We start from the raw sequence: 20,126 nt of genomic DNA on the forward strand, positions 1-20,126 counted from the left end.
AACATCCTAAGTGCAGCGGGCGACGGTGGTTGGATGGTCGGCATGGCCCACGAGCTCCTCATCGGCACCTACACCGAACGCCTCCCGCATGTCGACGGTCACGCCGAGGGGGTGCTCAGCGCCCGGTTCGACGGGTCGGACGTGACCGATGTGACGGTCGCGGCGCGGGTGGCGAACCCGTCGTGGGTGACAGCCGCGCCCGGCGGTCAGCACGTGTACGCGGTGAGCGAGACGGAGCCCGACGGTGGCCTCGTCGCCTTCGCGCGCGCGGCCGACGGCTCGCTGACGGAGCTGGGCTCGGCGTCGAGCGGCGGGCCGTCCCCGGCCCACGCGGTCGTGCACCCGAGTGGGCGCTTCCTCATCGCGGGAACGTACGGCGGCGGCACCGTGTCGGTGTTCGCGCTCGCCGCCGACGGATCGCTCGGAGAGCGCACCGCGTTCGTGCGGCACGAGGGCCGCGGACCCGACCCGGAGCGGCAGGATGCGCCGCACGTGCACCAGCTGAGCGTCGACCCGGTGAGCGGCGATGTCGTCGTCGTCGATCTCGGCATCGGCGAGGTGCGCTGGTACGCGTTCTCGGATGACGGCGCGCTGACCCTCCGTCCGGAGGCGACCGTCGTACTCGGCTCGGCCGGCCCGCGGCACCTGGCGTTCCATCCCGACGGCCGTCACGTGGTGCTGGTGAACGAGCTCGATTCCAGCGCCGACGTGCTGCGGTGGGAGGGCGACCGCTTCGTGCGGGTGCAGAGCACGACGACCCGAGCAGACGGGGCCGACGGCGACAACCTGCCCGCCGCGGTGTGCATCAGCGACTCCGGGCGCACGGTGCTGGTGAGCAACCGAGGGGATGACACAGTCGCGGTCTTCGCCTTCGACGCCGAGGCGTCGCAGTTGCGGCTGGTCGACTCGGTCGCGGTCGGCGGACGCACGCCGCGCGACCTCGTCATCGCGCCAGGCGGCGATCGGGTGCTGGCGGCCTGCCAGGACAGCGACGAGGTCGCGGTGTTCGCTTTCGACGACGACGAGCGCACCCTCCGGCTGCTCGGCACATCGCCCGTCCCGACGCCGGTCAGCCTCCGCTTCGTCTAGCGGGGCGTCAGGTCTGGCGGCGGGTCAGGCCGGGTCGGGGGAGGCGGCGCGACGCTCGGCGGGCGCGTCGACGGGGCGCACGGCCGGTGCGGCCAGGAACGCGGCGATCAGCAGCGCGAGCACGAGGAACAGCGCGTTCAGGAGGCCGAAGTGCTGACCGAGGAAGCCGATCAGCGGGGGACCGGCCAGGAAGGCGCAGTACCCGATGATCGCGACCGCGGAGACGCGTGCGGCGGGGTTCGCGGCGCCGTCGGCGGCGGCCGACATGCCGAGCGGGAAGCCGAGCGAGACGCCGAAGCCCCAGAGCACGGTTCCGATGACGACGAGCCACATCGGGCCGCCCACGATGAACAGCACCAGGCCGACGGCGCCCATCCCGGCCGTGATCCGGATGGCGTTGACGCGGCCGATGCGGTCCACGATCGGGCCGCCGACCACCCGGCCGACGGTCATCGCGACCACGAAGAAGCCGAAGACGAGGGCGCCGACGGAGTTGGCCTGGCCGTGCCCATCGACGACGGCCAGCGAGATCCAGTCGTTCGCCGAGCCTTCGCCGAACGCCATGCCGAGCATGACGACGCCGATCAGGATGAGCCGCCAGTCGGCCCAGACGGCCAGCGACGTGCGCATGCGCTCGCCGAAGGGGATGCGCTCCTTCTCGGCCGCCTCGTCGCCCAGTTCGGCCTCGCGCGGGATGTAGCGGACAGCGACGATGGCGATCGCGACGATCACGACGGCCGTGCCGAGCAGGTGCCAGACGACCGCGACCCCGAGCGCGGCGGCCGCTGCGCCGATGCCGGCCCCGAGCACCGTTCCCAGGCTGAAGCAGGCGTGCATGAGCGGGAGCAGCGTCTTGCCGATCTCGCGCTCGACGGCGGTGGCCTCGACGTTCATCATCACGTCGACCATGCCGTTGCCGAAGCCGAGCAGGATGAGCCCGATGGCGACCGAGGGGATGGAATGGAACGTCGTCGCTCCGAAGCCGATGAACAGGATGCCGACGGCGACGATCACGAGTCCGCCGACCATCCCGCGGTGCGGACCGAAGCGGACCAGGATCGGGGAGGAGACGGTGAGGCCGAGGATGGCGCCCACCGACATCCCGAGGATGAGGAGGCCGACCGCCGACGGGTCCTTGCCGAGCCCCAGATCGTCGCGGATGCCCGGGATGCGGGCCACCCAGGTCGCGAGGGCGAGGCCGGAGAGGATGAAGATGACGAAGACCGCGTTGCGCCAGGCGGTGAGCTCCCGACGGGAGCGCGTGGTGGTCGAGATCGGCTGTGACATCGGGCGAATTCCTGTGGGTTCGTCTGCTCGAATCGTTTCGATCGAAACGATTCGACTAAGCTACCACACGTGAACGAACCCAGCACAGCCCCCGCGAGCGTCCGGCCCACCCTGGCCGCGGTCGCCCGCCTGGCCGGTGTCTCGAACTCCACCGCCTCGCTCGCCTTCTCCGGAACAGGCCCGGTCTCCGACGCCACGCGCGAGCGCGTGCTCGCCGCAGCGAAGCGCCTCAACTACGCCGGCCCCGACCCTCGGGCGCGCTCGCTGCGCCGCGGACGCTCCGGCATCGTCGGCGTCGTGATGGAGGAGCGCGTGCGCGACGCCTTCCGCGACCCCATCAAGATCGCCCTCCTCGACGGCATCACGGAGGAGATCGGAGCGATCGACGCGGGCCTGCTCATCCTCACCGACGCCGGCGAGGCCGCGCAGCGCATCGAGGACGCTCCGATGGATGCGGTGGTCCTGATCGGCTGCAGCCCGCGTCTCGACGAGTCGGTCGCCACGCTCCGCCAGCGCGGCATCCCGCTGGTGGCGATCGAGGGCGACCCGGCCGATGGCGTCCCGACCATCGGCCAGGACAACCGGGAGGCCACCCGGGTCGCCGCACAGCACCTCTACGACCTCGGCCACCGCGATGTCTCCGTGGTGACCCTGTCGCTCACCCGCGATCGAGCCCGCGGGCCGCTGACCGCGGACCGCCTGGCGGCGGCGAGTTCCACGACCGCCCTCGACCGGCTGGCCGGTGCCCGGGACGTCTTCCCGGACGCGCCCGGCTGGGTCACCCGCGGATCGTTCGTGGAAGAGGGCCGCGCGGCCGGCCGCGCCATCCTCGCCGACGCTCGACACCGGCCGACCGCCATCATCGCCCAGAGCGACCTGCTGGCCGCGGGCGTCATCCGGGCGGCGGAGGAGCTGGGCCTGGAGGTGCCGTGGGATGTCAGCGTCGTCGGTTTCGACGGCGTCCGCGTCGACGGCCTCTGGCCCTACGACCTCACGACCCTCGTTCAGCCCGCCGTGGACAAGGGCCGGGCGGCCGGACGCGCGGTCGTCGAGATGCTGGAGGGCGCAGAGCCGATTCCCTCCACATTCACCAGCGTTTTCCACCAGGGGAACACAACGGCGGCTCCGCGGGTCTCCTCGGGAGCGCCGGTCGTAGGCTGACGGCATGGATCTCGAAGCCCTCTACCGCGACCTTCACGCCCACCCCGAACTCGCCTTCACCGAGCATCGCACCGCCGGCATCGTCGCCGAGCGGCTGACCGAGCTGGGGCTCGAGGTGCACACCGGCATCGCCACGACCGGTGTCGTGGGAGTCCTGCGCAACGGCGACGGCCCGACCGTACTACTGCGGGCCGACATGGATGCGCTCCCCGTTCGCGAGCAGACCGGGCTCCCGTGGGCCTCGACCCAGACGGTGACCGACGAGGCCGGCAACGCCGTGCCGCTGATGCACGCGTGCGGCCACGATATCCACATCACGTGTCTCCTCGGTGCGGTCGAGGCGCTGAACGACGCGCGGAGCGAGTGGTCCGGAACCCTCGTCGCCCTCTTCCAGCCGGCGGAGGAGCACGGCGGCGGGGCCCAGGTGATGGTCGACGACGGGCTGTACGAGAAGGTGCCGGTTCCGGATGTGGTGCTCGGGCAGCACGTGCTGCCGTACCCGGCCGGGATGGTCGGCGCGCACCCCGGCGCGGCCATGGCGGCGGTCGACACGATGGAGGTGACGCTCCACGGGCGAGGCGGTCACGGTTCACGGCCCGAGACGACGATCGATCCGGTGGTGATGGCGGCGGCGACGGTCATGCGGCTGCAGACGGTCGTGTCGCGCGAGATCGCACCGCAGGACACCGCCGTGGTGACGGTCGGCAGCCTCCACGCCGGCACGAAGAACAACATCATCGCGGCCGAAGCCACGCTCGGGATCAGCGTGCGCAGCTTCAACGAAGAGGTCCGGCAGCGCGTGCTGGACGGCGTGCACCGCGTCATCGCGGCGGAATCGCAGGCGTCCGGCGCCCCGAAGGCTCCGGATATGGAGTGGGGGGAGCGCTACCCCGTCACCGTGAACGACCCGGAGTCGACCGAGCGGGTCAACGCGGCCTTCGCGGCCGAGTTCGGCGCCGACCGCGTGCTGCACCCCGGCGCGCTCTCCGGCAGCGAAGACGTCGGAAACCTCGCCACCGCCGCCGGCGCTCCGCTGGTGTACTGGATGCTCGGAGGGGCCGACCCGGAGACCGTGCTCACGGCGATGGCGGCGGGGACGGTCGACACCGACATCCCGACCAACCACTCGCCCTTCTTCGCGCCGCTTCCGCAGCCGACGATCAATACCGGGGTCCGGGCGCTCGTGGTCGCTGCGCGGGAGTGGCTGGCGTAGGGGCTCGCGGGGAGCATCGGCGCGGCCGTGCCGCCTGCGCCGGCGGGGGGAGGCGTAGCGGCCGAAGCGTGAGGGTCAGATCGTCGCGCCCGCACGCATCCACGTGCGGCCGCGAGCGCGCAGACCGAGCGTGAGCGCGCGGGCGCCGAGGTAGCCGAAGGCGAACGCCGCCGTCAGCCAGGCGAGGCCGCTCGCATCGTGCCCGCCCCAGAGGGCGGCGGCGACCGCGAGCGGGACGAACACGGCGACGTTCGCGAGGCCGGTGAGGGCGAGATAGCGCGCGTCTCCGGCGCCGATGAGCACCCCGTCGAGCACGAACACGTACCCGCCCAGCGGGGCGCCTGCGCCCACGATGGCCAGCGAGAGGGGCAGCAGCGCGGCGACCGACAGATCGCTCGTGAAGACGCCCGCCGCGAGCGGGCTCAGCGCGATCGTCACCAGACCGAGAACCGCGCCCGCACCGATTCCCCACTGAACGCACCGGCGCAGCACCGCACGGACGTTCTCGAGGTCGCCGGCCCCCAGCCCCTTCCCGATGAGTGCCTGGGCGGCGATGGCGAGGGCGTCGAGGGCGAAGGCGAGGGTCGCGAACACGGTCATCGTGACCTGGAAGGCGGCGAGTTCGTCCGGTCCGAGACGGGTTGCGGCGAAGACCGCCAACAGCATGGCCGCACGCAGGCTCGCCGTGCGGAGGAACAGCCAGCCGCCGGCACGCGCCGTCCGGCCGATGCCGGTGTGATGGGGCAGGAGGGAGGCCTGGACCCGGCGGGCGTGACGGGCAACGATGATCGCGTACACCAGCACCATCGCCCACTGCGCCGCGACGGTTCCAAGCGCCGACCCGCGGATGCCCAGTCCCGCGACATAGATGAACAGGTAGTTGAGCACGATGTTCGCAGCGAAGCCCGCGACGGCGACGGCGAGCGGAGTGCGGGTGTCCTGGAGTCCGCGCAGCAGCCCGGTCGCGGCATAGACGAGCAACATGGCCGGGAGCCCGAGCATGGAGAGGCTCAGATACTGGGTCGCCTGCTCGCTGACCTCGGACGACGCGCCGAAGAGGCTCACCAGGAACGGCGAGGCCGCCCACCCGGCGCCCGTGAGCACCACCCCGAGCACGAGCGCGAGCCAGCAGCCGTCCACCCCCGCCGCGACCGCACCGCGCTCGTCGCCCGCCCCCAGCCGCCGCGCGACAGCGGGAGTCGTGCTGTAGGCGAGGAACACCATCAGCCCCACGATCGTCTGCAGCACCGCACTCGCGATGCCGAGACCCGCGAGGGGCGCAACCCCGAGGTGCCCGACCATCGCCGAGTCGGCCAGCAGGAAGACCGGCTCCGCCACCAAGGCCCCGAGAGCGGGAACGGCGAGGCGGAGGATCTCGCGGTCGACCGGGCGGCGGAGAAGGGTGCTCACGACCATCCACGCTAGCCCGGGCCGCCGACGTCGTGTCGTCGGACCGATGTCGGTGGCCATTCCTACAGTGGAGCCATGAGCCACCTGATGCCGGAACCCCTCGCGACCTGGACCTGGCGGCTCGAGCGCGTGCGCAACGGTCGCACGGTGCTCACCCGGGCGCAGGCGGCTACCGCGCGCACCGACCTCGTCAACGACCGCGCCGCGCATCCGGCCGACTACGCCGACTACGAGGAGGAGTACGCGACGGCTCTCGACGAGCTCGAGGTGCTGTCGCGGCAGGCCAACCGGCACGACGACCTCCTGTCGGTCATGGCAGCGGACCGGCGAGCGGCCGAGCGCGAGGCCGCCGCGAGCGGGACAGCGTCGGCCGGTGGGTCGACGAGCACGTCGGCAGCTCGCTCCCTCACGTCCCTCGCCACCGAGCACGACCGGGTGCCGAAGGGGCTGCCGGAGGCGCTCGACCAGTGGGTGCACCGGCTGATCCGGTACCGCGCCGGCGTCAAGATCATCACGCCCATCGAGGCGGCACGGGCCGAGATCCGCCTGCGCAACGAGGCAGACCTGCAGCCCGCCGCGTACCGCACGGGCGTTGCTGCGGCGTACTACAACCGGGTGATCCGTGAGCTCGGCGAGATCGCCACGGCAGAGCGTCCGGGCCGACGGGATGCTCCCGGGCTGACGCGCGGGCTCGGCGCGGCGCTCGTCTGATCGGTTTCCGGCTGAGGTCGCGCCGGTCTGTCCTCAATGGCGGGGCGCAGTTGGGCGATCCGCCACTACGATCAACCCATACGCGTGAGCTGAACGGGGGGCGCGGTGAGTCCGAACGAGGCGGCAGAACTGCTGGGGGTGTCGCCCGCGGCGACACGCGACGAGGTGGAGCGCACCTACCAGGCGCGGCTCGCGGAGGCCGGTGCCGATGCGCAGCGCCGAGACGCCCTGACGGCGGCACGGGATGCGCTGGTCGCGGCATCCGCCTGGCAGCCGCCGTACCCGCAGAACGCGCCGGCGCCTTACCCGCCGCAGAACGCGCCGACGCAGCCGTACCCGCCGCAGAACGCGCCGACCCAGCCGTACCCGCCGCAGAGCGCGCCCGCTCAGCCGGCGCAGCCGTATCCGCCGCAGAACGCGCCCACCCAGCCGCAGCCTCCCTTCGCCCCGCAGCAGCCGTACGGCGCTCCGACCCAGGCGCCGAGCGGGGGGTCGTACCCCGGCCCAGCGCAGGGCGGCTACCCGCCGCAGGGATACGCCCAGCCCGGGCAACCCGCGCCGGGCTACGGCCCCGGTGCCTTCGGTGCGTACCAGGGCTACCCGCCTCCGCCGCCCCGCAAGCGGATGTCGACCGGCGCCATCGTGGGCATCACGGTGGGCGGAATCGTGGGCGGGCTCGCCATCCTGCTGGTCGCGGTCCTCGTCATCGCCTCGATCGGGGCCAGCGCCAGCCGGATCGCACAGGCCGAGAGCAGCTCGAGCGCCTCGCCGTACGACAGCGATCCGGGCGACGGCTCGTCCGGCGACCCGTCGGAGGAGCCCTCGGACCCCGGCTCCGGCGACCCCGGCTCCGGCGATTCCGAGGTCGAGGACTACGACGTCGACGGCGTGCACGTCCACTACGTCGACGGCTGGACCTTCGAACTGACACCCGGCCAGACCTGCGCCGGCGCGACCGTCACCGCCACGTTCGCGGACACCCCCGAGGGCGAGACGCTCGACTCGTGGACCACCACCGTCGACTTCGAGGCGGGCGTCCCGTACGACCTGACGATCCCCGACGATGCCTCCGAGTACGACTACGTCGGCATCGAATCGGTGCAGTGCGGTCAGGCCTGAGACGGCGAGAACCGGCACGCCAAAACACAACTTTCACAAATTACTGAAAAAGGCGTAGCATCCCGCCCATGGATGCAGTGATCGACGTCGCCGGACTCGAGAAGAGATTCGGCCGCGTGCGCGCTCTCGATGGCCTCGACCTGACGGTGTCGCCGGGCGAGGTTCACGGCTTCCTCGGTCCGAACGGGGCGGGGAAGTCGACCACGATCAGAATCCTGCTGGGCCTCGCCCGGGCCGACGGCGGTCGCGCGACCGTCTTCGGGGGCGACCCGTGGAAGGATGCGGTCGCCCTGCACCGCCGCCTCGCCTACGTGCCGGGCGACGTCAGCCTGTGGCCGAACCTCTCCGGTGGAGAGGCGATCGACCTCCTCGCGCGCCTGCGCGGCGGCACCGCCGACCACGCGCAGTATGCCGCGCGCAAGAAGCGACTCATCGATGTCTTCCAGCTCGATCCGACGAAGAAGGGCCGCGCCTATTCGAAGGGCAACCGGCAGAAGGTCGCCCTGGTCGCCGCGTTCGCGACACCGGCCGACCTGTACATCCTCGACGAGCCGACCAGCGGACTCGACCCGCTCATGGAGGCGGTGTTCGACGCCGAGATCCAGCGCGTCGCCGCGGAGGGTGCGACGGTCCTGCTGTCGAGCCACATCCTGTCGGAGGTGGAGCAGCTCTGCGACCGGGTCAGCATCATCCGCGCCGGTCGGACGGTCGAGACCGGCACTCTCGACGAGCTGCGACACCTCACCCGCACCGAGTTCTCGTTCATTGCAGAGGGCGTCGGACAGGATGCGCTGACGGCCCTTCCCGCGACGCACGACCTGAATGTGGTCAACGGCCGGGTGCGGTTCACGGCCGACAGCGACGCGGTCCCGTCCCTGCTGGGCGCGCTTTCGCGGTTGGAGGTGCGCGGCCTCACCGTCGCGCCGCCGTCGCTGGAGGAGCTGTTCCTCCGCCACTACGGCGACGACGTCACCGCCGATGAACGCGTCGGGGCGTCACGATGAGCACCATCGCGCCGGACCGTCCGCCGCGCACCGACGAGGCCGTCCCACGGGCGAGCGCGGGCTCCGTCCTCTGGTCACTGATGCGCCAGCGGCTGCGGCGCGACCGGTGGCAGCTCGTCATCTGGATCGTGTGCATCGCCCTGCTCGCGACGTTCTCGGCGTCCGCCATCGATCAGACGTACGGCGACGCGAACGCACGCGCTCAGCTGATCCGGCTCGCGATCGCCGACCCGACCATCATCGTCCTCCGCGGGCTGCCGCAGGGCACGTCGCTACCGGCGGTCGCCTTCTTCGAGATCTACACGTTCCTCGCGCTCCTCGCGGGGCTCATGAACACCTTCCTGGCCGTCCGCCATTCGCGAGCAGAGGAGGAGACCGGCCGCGCGGAGCTGATCGGCGCAACGCCGGCGGCACGGCTCCTGCCGACGACCGCGACCGTGCTGCACGCGCTCGCGGTCGACGTCGTCCTCGCCGCCGCCACCGCGCTCGGCTTCATCGCCGGAGGCCTCCCGGTGTACGGCTCCATCGTCGCCGGCGCCGCGACCGCGGGTGCCGGGTTCGCCTTCTTCGCGGTCGGCCTGCTGCTCGCCCAGCTGTTCAGCACCTCCCGCGCCGCGAACGGCTTCGCGGCCGCGGTCGTGGTCCTGGCCTACCTCGTGCGAGGGATCGGCGACGCGATGGGCACGCCTTTCGGCGACGGGACGCACCTGCGTTCCGCGTGGCCCACCTGGCTCAGCCCGATCGGATGGGGCGAGCAGTTCGCGCCGTACACCGGCGACGACTGGCGACCGCTGCTGCTGCAACTCGGCCTCGCCGCCCTGCTGATCGCCGCGGTGTTCGGGCTGCAAGCGGTGCGCGACTCCGGCGCCGGGGTCATCCCCGAACGAGCCGGTCGTGCGAACGCGCGCCCGACCCTCGGAGGCGTCTTCGGCCTCGCGTGGCGGCTCCAGTGGCCGACTGTGCTCGGCTGGACGATCGGCGGGGCGCTCGGCGGTCTGCTCGCGGGCGCACTGGGCACCGTCATCAACGGCTCGATCGCCGACAATCCCGCCCTGTCGGGCATCCGTGAGGCGATCGGCCGCATCGGCGGCGGCGGTTCCGGTCCGCTCACGCAGCTGTTCATCTCCGCGATCTTCTCCATCGTCGGAGTGCTCGCGGCGGCGTGCGCGGTGCAGGCGGTCATCCGGCTCCGGCAGGAGGAGTCCGCCGGCACGGCGGAATTGGTGATGTCGGCCCCGGTCACCCGAACGCGGTGGCTGTTCTCGTACGTCGCCGTCGGCGTCATCGCCGTGCTGGCGGTGCTGCTCGCGGGGGCCATCGCCTCGGGACTGTCGGCGATCGCCGCGGGAGAGGACGCATCCACCTTCGGCGACTCGTTCGCCGCCGCCGCGGCGCAGGTGCCCGTCGCGCTCGTCTACCTGGGTGTGCTCACGCTGGTGTTCGTGCTCGTGCCGAGCTGGACGGCCCCGGTCGGCTGGGCCACACTCGGACTGGGTGCGTTCGTCGGCATCTTCGGCGGGCTGGTCAAGCTGCCGGAGGGAGTGCGGCACCTCTCGCCGTTCGCCGATGCACCGGTCGTGGTCGGCGACGTCGACTGGAGCGGTGGATACTGGATGCTCGGCATCACGGTCGTCGCGCTCGTCGGCGCCGCGGCCCTGATCCGCCGCCGGGATTTCGCGATCGGATAGACGGGACGGTGCCCATGGCCCAGGACGAGGCGGCGCTCGCTGAGGTGATGGAGCACTCCGCTGCCGTGCTGACGGCCGCCGGGTTCCCGAAGATGCCGGCGCGCGTGCTGATGGCGCTCACCGTGACGGAGACGCCGGGGCTGACAGCCGCCGAGCTCGCCGAGCGTCTCGAGGTGAGCCCGGCGGCCATCTCGGGAGCCGTCCGCTACCTGCAGACGCTGGGCATCATCCGTCGTCTGTCGCAGACCGGCAGCCGGCGCGATCGGTACGAGATCCCGAGCGACTGGTACGCCCTCATGGTGCGCAACAGCCCCATCTACGGAGTGCTCGCGGACCAGGCGGAGGCGGGGCTCGCCGCGGTCGGAGACCCGGATTCGCCGGCGACCGAGCGGCTGCGCGACATGGCGGGGTTCTACCGCTTCGTGCAGGGCCGGCTCCCGCAGATGATCGCCGAGTGGGAGCAGGTCCGCAGCGCCCGCCAGCAGTGACCACGCCGGCCGGAGCCGCGCCGTTATGCTGTTCGCGTGCCACCGGTAGCCGACCTCGGGATGGCGACGGTGGGCCTGTGCGCCGCAGCCGTCGCTGCCTTCGTCGTCGTCGTCGCTCGGCGCCGCCGCTCAACCGCCGAGGCGGCCGACACCGTGGCGCGGGCGACCGCACGCATCGATGCCCTGACCGGCACGACCTTCGAGACGGTCCGCTACCGCGGCGAGACCCCGCAGCTGGTCTTCGAGGGCGACCTGACGCAGGTGATGACCGTGGATCGACTGCCCACCGTCGTCCGTGGCGCCTCCATCCTGCGGGCGGGGCAGCCGGGCCACCGTCAGGCTCTGGCCGATCTGCGCGGGGAAACGGTCTTCGTCGCGCGCTTCTCGGCGGAGGGCGAGCTGGTGCTCGAGTTCGGTATGGGATCGCTCGTCATCGAACCGTCGACGCCGGCGTGACCCGTCCCGCGACCAAGCGCGGACTCAGAACACGTACTCCAGCAGGTCGAGGCCGACGGCACGCATCCCCTCGATGACCGCGAGCCGCTCGGGCAGGCTGGTGTCGTCGAAGTAGGTCGAGACGGCGTAGGTGACGCCTGCGCGCGGGCCGCGGAGCACGCCGACCTCGCTGCGCACGCCCTCATCCGTCCCCGTCTTGTTGACCAGCAGGATGCCGTGTTCCGGGTGGCGGTGCGAGTGCGGGTCGAGGCCGAACGCACTGGAGACGAGCGAGAAGTCGCTGTTCAGCGACAGCCACGAGATGACGCGCTGGCTGGTGGCCGGGTTGACGATCTCGCCGCGGGCCAGCGCCGAGAACAGCCAGGTGAGCTCGTTCGCACTGCCGACGGAGAGCTGCGGGGCGTCGTCCGGGCCGCGGTGGTCGCGCACCAGGTCGAGCAGTGCCGTGCGGGTCAGCCCGAGCGACTCTGTGCGGGCGCTGACGGCCTCGAGGCCCACCCGGCGCAGGAGCACGTTCGTCGCGAGGTTGTCGCTGGTCGCGCCGACGAGCGCGGCCAGGTCGGCGACCGGGAGGGAGGGGACGTGAAGGTGCTGCCAGATGCCGGACTCGCCGGCGATGTCGCGGGTGTCGCGGTCGAGGTGCGCCAGCGGACTGAGCTGACCCGACTGCAAACGCGCCGCCACCTCCACCAGCAGCAGCACCTTGCCGATACTCGCGGTCGGCATGACGACGTGATCGTCGACCGAGAACAGCACGGCGCCTGTGGAGAGGTCCGTCGCCCGCGCCGAGACCTGCACGCCTGACACGGCGAGCCGGCCGAGAGCATCGAATCCGCGGCTGAAGGTCTCGGTCGATCCCGGCGCGCGGTGGCGGCCGCGGCGGGTGGCCGCCTGCCGGGCCCGCCGTGCGGACTCTTGCGCCTGGATCGTCACTGTGTCGCTGGGTCTTTCTTCCGAGTGCGGTGTACCGGAACTGCGGCGACCGTGCACCGGCCCCGCGGTCGGGGCCGCAGGGGTGCCCGCGGCGACGACAGGGACGATGTTACCCCGTGATCGGGGGTCATGGAGCGCCAAGAATCGATGCTCGCCGGCTCACCAGATGGTGACGCGCTCCGCCGGCGGAAGCCAGAGCCGGTCGCCGTCGCCGACCTGGAAGGTGTCGTAGAAGGCGTCGATGTTGCGGACGATCTGGTTGCAGCGGAACTCGTTCGGCGCGTGCGGGTCGATCGCCAGGAGGCGGATGACCTCCTCGTCGCGGCCCTTCTGCTGCCAGGCCTGGGCCCAGGACAGGAAGAAGCGCTCGGCGCCGGTGAGGCCATCGATCACGGGCGGCTCCTCGCCGTTCAGCGAGAGCAGGTACGCCTTCCAGGCGATGCCCAGACCGCCGAGGTCGCCGATGTTCTCGCCGATGGTGAGGGCGCCGTTCACATGGTGTTCGGGTACCTGCGCGGGGGCGAGCGCGTTGTACTGCTCGATCAGGCTGGCGGTGCGCTCCTCGAAGGCGGCGCGGTCGGCCTCCGTCCACCAGTCCTCGAGGCGGCCGTCACCGTCGAACTTGGAGCCCTGGTCGTCGAAGCCGTGACCGATCTCGTGCCCGATGACCGCTCCGATGGCGCCGTAGTTGGCCGCCGCATCCCGGTTGGCGTCGAAGAACGGGAACTGCAGGATCGCCGCGGGGAACACGATCTCGTTGAAGCCGGGGTTGTAGTACGCGTTGATCGTCTGCGGGGTCATGAACCACTCGTCGCGATCGATCGGCGAGCCGATCTTGCCCAGCTCGCGCTCGAACTCGAAGAGCGCCGCGGCGCGCACGTTGCCGACGAGGTTCGTCGGGTCGATCTCGAGGCGTGAGTAGTCACGCCACTTCACGGGGTAGCCGATCTTCGGCGTGAACTTCTCGAGCTTGTCGAGGGCGCGCTCCTTGGTCTCCTCGCCCATCCAGTCGAGGGTGCGGATGCTCTGGCGGTATGCCTCGATCAGATTGGCGACCAGCTCGTCCATCTGCTGCTTGGCGGCCGGCGGGAAGTGGTTCTCGACGTAGATGCGGCCGACCGCTTCGCCCATCGCGCCCTCGACCAGCGATACGCCGCGCTTCCAGCGCACGCGCATCTGCGGGGTTCCGGTCAGGGTGCGGCCATAGAAGTCGAAGTTCGCCTCGACGAAGTCGCCCGAGAGGTACGGAGCGGCGCCGTGGATGACCTGCCAGGTCAGCCAGTCGCGCCACGACTCGAGGCGGTCGTCGGTGAGGAGCTCCGCCAGCCCGGCGGTGAACGACGGCTGGCGGAGGACCACCTCGGCCAGCGCTCCCTGCGGGGCGTCCAGCGCCTCCGCCCAGACGTCGAGGTCGGCGCTCTGACCCTCGGCGGCGCCACCGGTGAACACGGTCTTCGCGTCGGCCCAGTCGTAGAGGTTGTACGTCTTCTCCGAGTCGCGGGAGGCGACGTTGTCCCAGTGCTTCCCGGCGATCTCGGTCTCGAGGTCGAAGACGCGCTGGGCGCGCTCGGGGGCGTCGTCGTAGCCGGCGAGCTCGAACATCTTCTGGATGTGGGCGACGAACGCCTCGCGGACGGGCGCGAAGCGCTCCTCCCGGAAGTACGACTCGTCCGGAAGCGAGATGCCCGCCTGCTCGAGGAAGACGAGGTAGCGCTCCGGGTCGCCCGGATCGTTGTCGACGAACAGCTGGTAGAAGCCGCCGAGGCCGCGACGCTCCAGCTTCGCCACGGTCTGAAGCAGGCTCGGGATGCTGTCGACACCCTCCGCGAAGGTCAGTTCGTCGCGGATCGCCTCCACGCCGAGAGCGTCGATGCGCTCCTCGTCCATGAAGCTCGTGTACAGGTCGCCGAACTTGCGCTCTTCGGTGCCTTCGGCGGCGGTCTGCGCCTTCTCGACGATCTCGTGGACGGCGGTCTCCGACTCCTCGGCGAGGATCATGAACGAGCCCCAGCGCGCCTTGTCGGCGGGAATCTCGGTGGCCTCGAGCCACTTGCCGTTCACGTGCCGGAAGAGGTCGTCCTGCGGACGGACGGCCGGGTCGAGTTCGTCGGTGCGGATGCCGGAGTCGAGCGTCATGCGCCCAGCCTACGGGTCAGGCGGTGGCGCGGGCCACCGAGCTCAGCCGCAGGTACGAGAGCGCGAAGAGCGAGCCGAGTGCGAGCTCGGCGAGGATCGACACTGTTCCGGACAGGCTGCCGAATCCGGCGAACGACAGCACGATGTTGACGACGGCGAGCAACCCGTAGCCGGCAGCCAGTACACCGCTCAGCAGCGGCCGGTTGGTCATGCGCCACCAGGGTCGCGCGGCGGCGACCGGTTCACCCGGGCCGCGGAACACTCGTGTGACGAGATACCAGCCGAGCGTCTGCAGCACGGTGAGGACGATGGATGCGGCCTCCGAGTGGAGCGCGTCGAACAGGAGCACGAGCACCAGGGTCACCGCGAGGAGGACGACGATCACGATCGTCTTCTCGCGCGGAGTGGTGAAGCGCATGGTGTTTCCTCCTGGTGTTCAGCATCCAGGATGTCAGGGCGGCTCGGCGCGTCGCCGCAGGCTCGCCGTGTCGCCCGGACGGGGAGGCGAGGCGGGCGCGCGGAATTCGTATGCTTGCCCGGTGACCATCGCACCGTCCGACAGCTCCGCCGGCCAGTCCGACGCAGGCCAGTCCGCCGCCGGCCAGAATGAGGCCGGCTGGACCCCGCCTCCCGGCTGGACCCCGCCTCCCGGCTGGTACGGCGACCCGTACGACGCGCGCTCGCTGCGCTGGTGGAGCGGGGCGGAGTGGACCGCGTACACGTACCCCGTCCAGATCCAGCCCGTCCAACCGGAGAAGAAGGCGAGGCCGCCGCGCAAGTGGATCGGCCGGTTCGGCGGGTGGATCTTCGCGGCCTCCAGCGTTTTCATCTGGCTCTGGATCTTCGGGTTCAGCCTCCTCTTCACCGCGATCGCGCCGCACGCGCACGACGACGGCCCGGCGGTGCTCTCCCCGTTCCTCCTGGTGACCGGGGCGGCGACCGTGGCCGCCGCCATCCTCTACACGATGGCCTACCGTCTGAAGCCTGCCGACGGACTGTCCGCCTCGCGGCTCGTCATCATCGCGGGGGTCGGCGGCCTGGCGGCGACACTCGTCGCCGCCCCCATCAACACGGCGATCAACCTGCTCGGCGGCGGGACGTCGTCGCACCCGAGCGGAGCGGCCCTCGTGCTCGCCGGCGTGGTGGAGGAGCTGGTCAAGGTGGCCGCGGCCATCCTTCTGGCCCTGCGGCTGCCGGTCAAGAACGCGCGGATCGGCCTGTTCGTCGGCGGCGCGGTCGGACTCGGGTTCAGCGTCATCGAGAACCTCAGCTATCTGCAGGAGGCGTTCGCCCGCGGGCAGGATTCCCCGCTGGGCTTCGGCGTCTTCGTGGGCACGGCGATCGGCAGGGAGCTCACGGGTCCGTTCCTGCACCCGGTGTTCACGGCTCTGCTCACCGCGGCCGTGTTCGGTGCGACGCGCAACGGCCGCTATCGGGTGACGCTCGGGGTCGTCCTGGCGTACCTCGGCGTCGCGGCGGCCCACGGGATGTTCAACGGAGCGGCCTGGCTGGCGCAGAACCTGCCGTGGCCGGCAGCGGCGCGTGGTGGCGCCATCCTGCTGTTCGACCTGGTGTTCGTGGTGGCCAGCGGTGTCACCTGGCTGCTGATCGCCCGGAGGATCCGGCGCAGGTCGGACGAAGAAGCCGCGCAGCAGGAGGCAGCCGCGCAGCAGGAGGCCGCCGACCAGCAGGCGGCGGATCAGCGCGCGGCGACGAACGCATCCTCTCCGGCGTAGTCGAACCAGCGATCGGTGCGCGCCCGGTCGACGAGGTTCGGGAAGACCGCCTCCCACGTCTCCTCGCGGCGCTCGGCGGCGTGCACCTCGCGCACGGCCCAGTCGATCGTCGACGCCACGGCATCGGCGTACGTCACCGGCTGCCGGTAGCCGAGCTCGACGGTCGCCGCCGTCATGCTCAGCAGCAGCGGGTGCGCGACCGTCCACGGGGTGCTGCCGACCGCATCGATCGGGGGCCCGGGGAACGCGACGATCTCGACGTCGTGATCGAGCGCACGGAACACGATCCGCGCGATCTCGGCGACGCTGAGGTCGTCGCGGTCCACCGCGTTCAGCACCCGCTTGCCGGGCTGCGACGCGCACAGGGCCACCAGTTCCGCGATGTTCACGGTCGATGAGGTGCTGAACCGGTTGGTCCCGTTGTCGGAGAGCACGATGCGCCGCCGGCCGTCGAAGGCGCGCTTGATGAAGTACCACTCGCGGAGCGCGGGGCTGAACGGCCCCTGGATGGCGCCAGGGCGCAGGATGCTGACCGGCAGGTCGTCGACCGCGAGCAGCCGACGCTCCATCGCGGCTTTGAGCGGCGAGTACGTCCGTTTGTCGTTGTCGACGGTCGGGTCGCTCTCCCGCAGCGGGATGGGATAGCGCGGGAAGTCGTCCGGCCCGGTCACCACATCCAGGTACCCGCCGTCTGCTCCGACGTACACCGAGCCCGTCGAGATCACGACGAGCGACCCGACGTCTCCGGCCAACTGGGCGAGCTGGTCGGCGTGGCGCGGCTCGTAGGCGACGGTGTCGAGCACGAGGTCGTGGCCGCGCGCCCGGTCGAGCAGCGCGTCGGTGTCGTCGCGGTCCAGCCGGATGCTGGTCACGTCCAGGTCGGCGAGCTCAGTGTCTCCGGTGTGGCTGCCGCGGTGCGCAAGCAGCACCGACCACCCGTCGACCGCGAGGCGCCGGGCGACAGCGGAACCGATCTGGCCGGTGCCGCCGATGATCATGGCGGTGCGCGTCGTGTCGGTCATGCGGTCACCGTACCCCGGGGAGCGGTCCCGGACGGAGTGGCGACGCTAGCGGATGAGCGTGCGCGCGAGCGCGACGTACTCGCGCGCATTCGCGTCCGGCAGGTACGCCTTGCCGATCGCGTTGCCGATCGCCGGGAGCGCGACCGGGTCCGGGTAGGCCATGTAGATGGTCTCGTAGGTCGGGTTGAACTTGCTCTTGAACGAGAACAGGGAGGCGAACCCGTAGGCCGGCTCGAGGGTGCGTGCGAGGAACGCGAGGAGCCGGTCCATCGTCGTCGGCTCGTCCGCATCGGTATCGTCGACAGGCTTCGTGGCGAGCGGTGCGCCCGACAGGCTCAGCACCTCGATGCCCTCGTCGCGCATGTGCTGCGCGGCCGAGGCGATGATGAACTCCATGATTCCGGACATCGAGCCGTCCGCGCGTCGCATGAAGTCGATCGTGTAGCCGACCACACGACCGTCCCGCCAGCTCGGCAGCCAGCTGGTGACGGCTTGGAGACCGCCCTCCGGGTCGAAGGCGAGGTACAGCCGGACATCCGGATCCTTGAGCTCGTCGACGCCGCCGAGCGTGAATCCCATCTCGGGCAGCTCCTTCTCAGAGACCCACTGCTCGCTGACGGCCGTGATCTGCGTCTGGATGAGCGGCGACAGGTCGTCCCAGGTCGTCCAGAGCGTCGAGATGCGCGCCTTGACGCCGCGGTTGTGCGCCTGCCGCACCTTCTGCCAGGGCTTGCCCACCAGGTCGAAGGTCTGCGGATGCATCAGCGTCTCCTCGCCGACGGACATCGTCGGCCAGCCGAGCGCGTCGAAGACCGGGAGGTACTCGCCGTGGATGCTGTAGAAGACCGGCGTCCAGCTGTTCGCGTCGCAGAACTGGACGAACTCGGCGATGGTCCGCTCCGCCCTCTCCGGCCGACACACCGGGTCGGAGAGGGTGATCGCGATCCCGTTGATGACCCGGTAGGCGATCGCGGACTCGCCGTCGGAGCTGAACCAGTAGACGTTGCCCGGCCAGGTGCCCATGAAGCCGAGCGTCCCGCCGCCGCCCTGGCGCAGCAGCGACCGGAAGTGCTCCTCGTCGGCCACGGTGCGGCCGGTGAACGTCGCGCGGTACAGCTGCAGCGTGGCGAAGATGAACACGATCCAGAACATCGGACCGACCCAGTGGTAGAGCACGAGCACGATCGGTGACGTCGGCACGATCGGGGTGCCGAGCAGCGACAGGAAGCCCGCCGGGACGAAGCGACGCAGCGCCGAGGAGAACACGTCGGCGACGGTGGCGTCCGGCACGAACTCGGTGAGGGAGGCGAGCCCGGCGATCAGGTAGGCCAGGGCGAGCAGCGCGAAGGTGCAGAAGACGATGATCGCGAAGCGGACGGCGGCCTCGCGGGGCGACCGGATCTGAAACTGCCGGCGGGTGGCGATCAGCAGCGCGATCGACGCGATCGGAACGATCAGGGCGGCCAGCAGCCACAGCAGCACCTCGAGGGCGGGGGCGAGAGCCTCGATGCTCTGCACATCCAGGTCGATGTCGCCGCCGAGCGCGGTGAACGGCAGCAGCAGCATCGCCGCGTTGACCGCGATGCCGAGGATCAGGGCGAACCGGCGGCCGCGGCGCAGGCCGATGGCGGTGAGGAGCAGCAGGGCCAGCGGAAGGATCGAGAGGAGCAGCGGTCCGGGTCCCTGCACCGACACCATGAGCAGCTGACTGCGGCAGTTGCTCGTGTACGAGACGTCGCAGCGCGCCATGACGGCGGCGACATCCACCTCGGGGCGCTCGAACAGCGCGGCGACGAACGAGAGCGGACCGAACCCGCCGGGAGGGAGGAGGGCGAGCAGCGGGCCGAACGCCGTGATGGCGATGACGGCGGCGACCAGGGTGCGCGTCTCCGCGTGCGAGCTGCGGTGCAGTCGACGGAGGCCGCCGCGGCGGAGCACAACGCCCAGGCCGAGACCGAGAAGAGCTGCGATGAGCCGGTAGACGTTGTTCTGGTCGCCGTTGTAGAGCACGAAGACGAGCACGACCGCGAAGGTGAGCAGCCGGATGCGCCTGCGCCACAGCGCGCTGGCGAACGCGCTCGCCGTGATCAGCGTCCCGACGATGCCGACCGTCGGGTCGAGCGTGAAGTCGAACTCGGTGGCGGTCGCCCACAGCTCGCCGACATTCGCGGCGCCCCACTGCAGCAGCACACCGAGCGCGATGCCGAGCACCCCGGTCACCAGGAAGGCGAGGACGGTGCGGGCCGTGCCGATCAGTCGTTCCGCCGCGGCCATCACCGTGAGGGCGAGCACGACCGCGATGATCGTCTGCGCGAGGTCCTCCGGCACGAAGAGCGCTGTGAACGGGGTCCACCAGAAGCCGGCCCGGATGGTCGTGGTGACGCCGGCCGCCCAGACGAGCGCGTCACCGCCGACGGTCGCGGCGCTCCACAGCGTCCCCGTGACGATGGATGTGGCGAGCGCCACCACCGCCAGCGCGATGCTGGCCGGTGCGATGCGCCCGTAGCGGGTCAGCATCCGCTCGAAGCCGTCGCCGCGCTGCTCGGAGGACTCGTGCGCCGTCCCCTCGGACGTGGCGGCGCTCGGGTCGGACGTGGCGGCGCTCGGGGGCGTCGACGTCGTCCGGTCGGTGTCTGCGTCGCTCATTCGGGCCTCCGTCACACTGGGCTCGGT

At 71.2% G+C, this 20,126-nt stretch carries 17 protein-coding genes; 10 read left to right on the forward strand and 7 right to left on the reverse strand.

Annotated features, from left to right (window positions below):
• The first annotated feature begins 42 nt into the window (after positions 1–42).
• Positions 43–1,089: a lactonase family protein gene (locus J2Y42_RS05260; RefSeq protein ID WP_309855649.1), complete on the forward strand. Its 1,047-nt coding sequence runs from the start codon at positions 43–45 to the stop codon at positions 1,087–1,089.
• 24 nt (positions 1,090–1,113) lie between these two features.
• On the opposite strand, the gene J2Y42_RS05265 is transcribed toward J2Y42_RS05260, so the two are convergent.
• The gene (locus J2Y42_RS05265; RefSeq protein ID WP_309855650.1) at positions 1,114–2,376 is read right to left on the reverse strand and encodes an MFS transporter; all 1,263 of its coding nucleotides are present in this window, start codon (positions 2,374–2,376) and stop codon (positions 1,114–1,116) included.
• 69 nt (positions 2,377–2,445) lie between these two features.
• Here J2Y42_RS05265 and J2Y42_RS05270 point away from each other — a divergent pair, with 69 nt between their 5' ends.
• Positions 2,446–3,537, forward strand: coding sequence for a LacI family DNA-binding transcriptional regulator (locus tag J2Y42_RS05270; RefSeq protein ID WP_309855651.1), 1,092 nt, complete (start codon positions 2,446–2,448; stop codon positions 3,535–3,537).
• Positions 3,538–3,541: 4 nt separating this feature from the next.
• Positions 3,542–4,750, forward strand: coding sequence for an amidohydrolase (locus J2Y42_RS05275; RefSeq protein WP_309855652.1), 1,209 nt, complete (start codon positions 3,542–3,544; stop codon positions 4,748–4,750).
• 75 nt (positions 4,751–4,825) lie between these two features.
• Here J2Y42_RS05275 and J2Y42_RS05280 read toward each other — a convergent pair whose 3' ends face one another.
• A complete protein-coding gene (locus J2Y42_RS05280; RefSeq protein WP_309855653.1) occupies positions 4,826–6,166 on the reverse strand; it encodes an MATE family efflux transporter in 1,341 nt (446 codons plus the stop codon).
• Positions 6,167–6,235: 69 nt separating this feature from the next.
• Here J2Y42_RS05280 and J2Y42_RS05285 point away from each other — a divergent pair, with 69 nt between their 5' ends.
• The 6 genes from J2Y42_RS05285 to J2Y42_RS05310 all read left to right on the forward strand — a co-directional run bounded on the left by J2Y42_RS05285 (position 6,236) and on the right by J2Y42_RS05310 (position 11,626).
• Positions 6,236–6,871 carry a hypothetical protein gene (locus J2Y42_RS05285; protein WP_309855655.1) on the forward strand — a complete coding sequence of 212 codons (636 nt, stop codon included), beginning with the start codon at positions 6,236–6,238 and terminating at the stop codon, positions 6,869–6,871.
• A gap of 105 nt (positions 6,872–6,976) precedes the next feature.
• Positions 6,977–7,990: a hypothetical protein gene (locus J2Y42_RS05290; RefSeq protein ID WP_309855657.1), complete on the forward strand. Its 1,014-nt coding sequence runs from the start codon at positions 6,977–6,979 to the stop codon at positions 7,988–7,990.
• Between the two features lie 68 nt (positions 7,991–8,058).
• Complete coding sequence (locus J2Y42_RS05295; protein WP_309855659.1) at positions 8,059–8,994, forward strand: ABC transporter ATP-binding protein; 936 nt, start codon at positions 8,059–8,061, stop codon at positions 8,992–8,994.
• Complete coding sequence (locus J2Y42_RS05300) at positions 8,991–10,682, forward strand: ABC transporter permease subunit (protein WP_309855661.1); 1,692 nt, start codon at positions 8,991–8,993, stop codon at positions 10,680–10,682. Before J2Y42_RS05295 ends, J2Y42_RS05300 begins: the two co-directional genes overlap by 4 nt.
• Positions 10,683–10,696: 14 nt before the next feature.
• Positions 10,697–11,170 (forward strand): MarR family transcriptional regulator, encoded by a 474-nt coding sequence (locus J2Y42_RS05305; protein ID WP_309855662.1) that lies wholly within the window; start codon positions 10,697–10,699, stop codon positions 11,168–11,170.
• Positions 11,171–11,206: 36 nt separating this feature from the next.
• Positions 11,207–11,626 (forward strand): hypothetical protein, encoded by a 420-nt coding sequence (locus tag J2Y42_RS05310; protein WP_309855664.1) that lies wholly within the window; start codon positions 11,207–11,209, stop codon positions 11,624–11,626.
• A gap of 24 nt (positions 11,627–11,650) precedes the next feature.
• Here the strand turns inward: J2Y42_RS05310 and J2Y42_RS05315 are convergent, their stop codons facing one another.
• The 3 genes from J2Y42_RS05315 to J2Y42_RS05325 form a co-directional block, all read right to left on the reverse strand.
• A complete protein-coding gene (locus J2Y42_RS05315; RefSeq protein WP_309855665.1) occupies positions 11,651–12,559 on the reverse strand; it encodes a serine hydrolase in 909 nt (302 codons plus the stop codon).
• A 159-nt stretch (positions 12,560–12,718) separates the two neighbouring features.
• Positions 12,719–14,695 carry a M13-type metalloendopeptidase gene (locus J2Y42_RS05320; RefSeq protein ID WP_309855667.1) on the reverse strand — a complete coding sequence of 659 codons (1,977 nt, stop codon included), beginning with the start codon at positions 14,693–14,695 and terminating at the stop codon, positions 12,719–12,721.
• Between the two features lie 16 nt (positions 14,696–14,711).
• Positions 14,712–15,113 (reverse strand): hypothetical protein, encoded by a 402-nt coding sequence (locus J2Y42_RS05325; protein WP_309855669.1) that lies wholly within the window; start codon positions 15,111–15,113, stop codon positions 14,712–14,714.
• 121 nt (positions 15,114–15,234) lie between these two features.
• Between J2Y42_RS05325 and J2Y42_RS05330 the strand changes: the two genes are divergently transcribed.
• Positions 15,235–16,431, forward strand: a complete 1,197-nt coding sequence (locus J2Y42_RS05330; RefSeq protein WP_309855671.1) for a PrsW family glutamic-type intramembrane protease — start codon at positions 15,235–15,237, stop codon at positions 16,429–16,431.
• On the opposite strand, the gene J2Y42_RS05335 is transcribed toward J2Y42_RS05330, so the two are convergent.
• Both J2Y42_RS05335 and J2Y42_RS05340 read right to left on the reverse strand, forming a co-directional pair.
• Positions 16,395–17,453 (reverse strand): NAD-dependent epimerase/dehydratase family protein, encoded by a 1,059-nt coding sequence (locus J2Y42_RS05335; protein WP_309855673.1) that lies wholly within the window; start codon positions 17,451–17,453, stop codon positions 16,395–16,397. The two genes, J2Y42_RS05330 and J2Y42_RS05335, sit on opposite strands and share 37 nt — an antisense overlap.
• Positions 17,454–17,498: 45 nt before the next feature.
• Positions 17,499–20,099 carry a DUF2156 domain-containing protein gene (locus J2Y42_RS05340; RefSeq protein WP_309855675.1) on the reverse strand — a complete coding sequence of 867 codons (2,601 nt, stop codon included), beginning with the start codon at positions 20,097–20,099 and terminating at the stop codon, positions 17,499–17,501.
• Positions 20,100–20,126 lie beyond the last annotated feature (27 nt).

Origin of the sequence: Leifsonia sp. 1010 (assembly GCF_031455295.1) — a bacterium.
Taxonomy (GTDB): Bacteria; Actinomycetota; Actinomycetes; order Actinomycetales; family Microbacteriaceae; genus Leifsonia.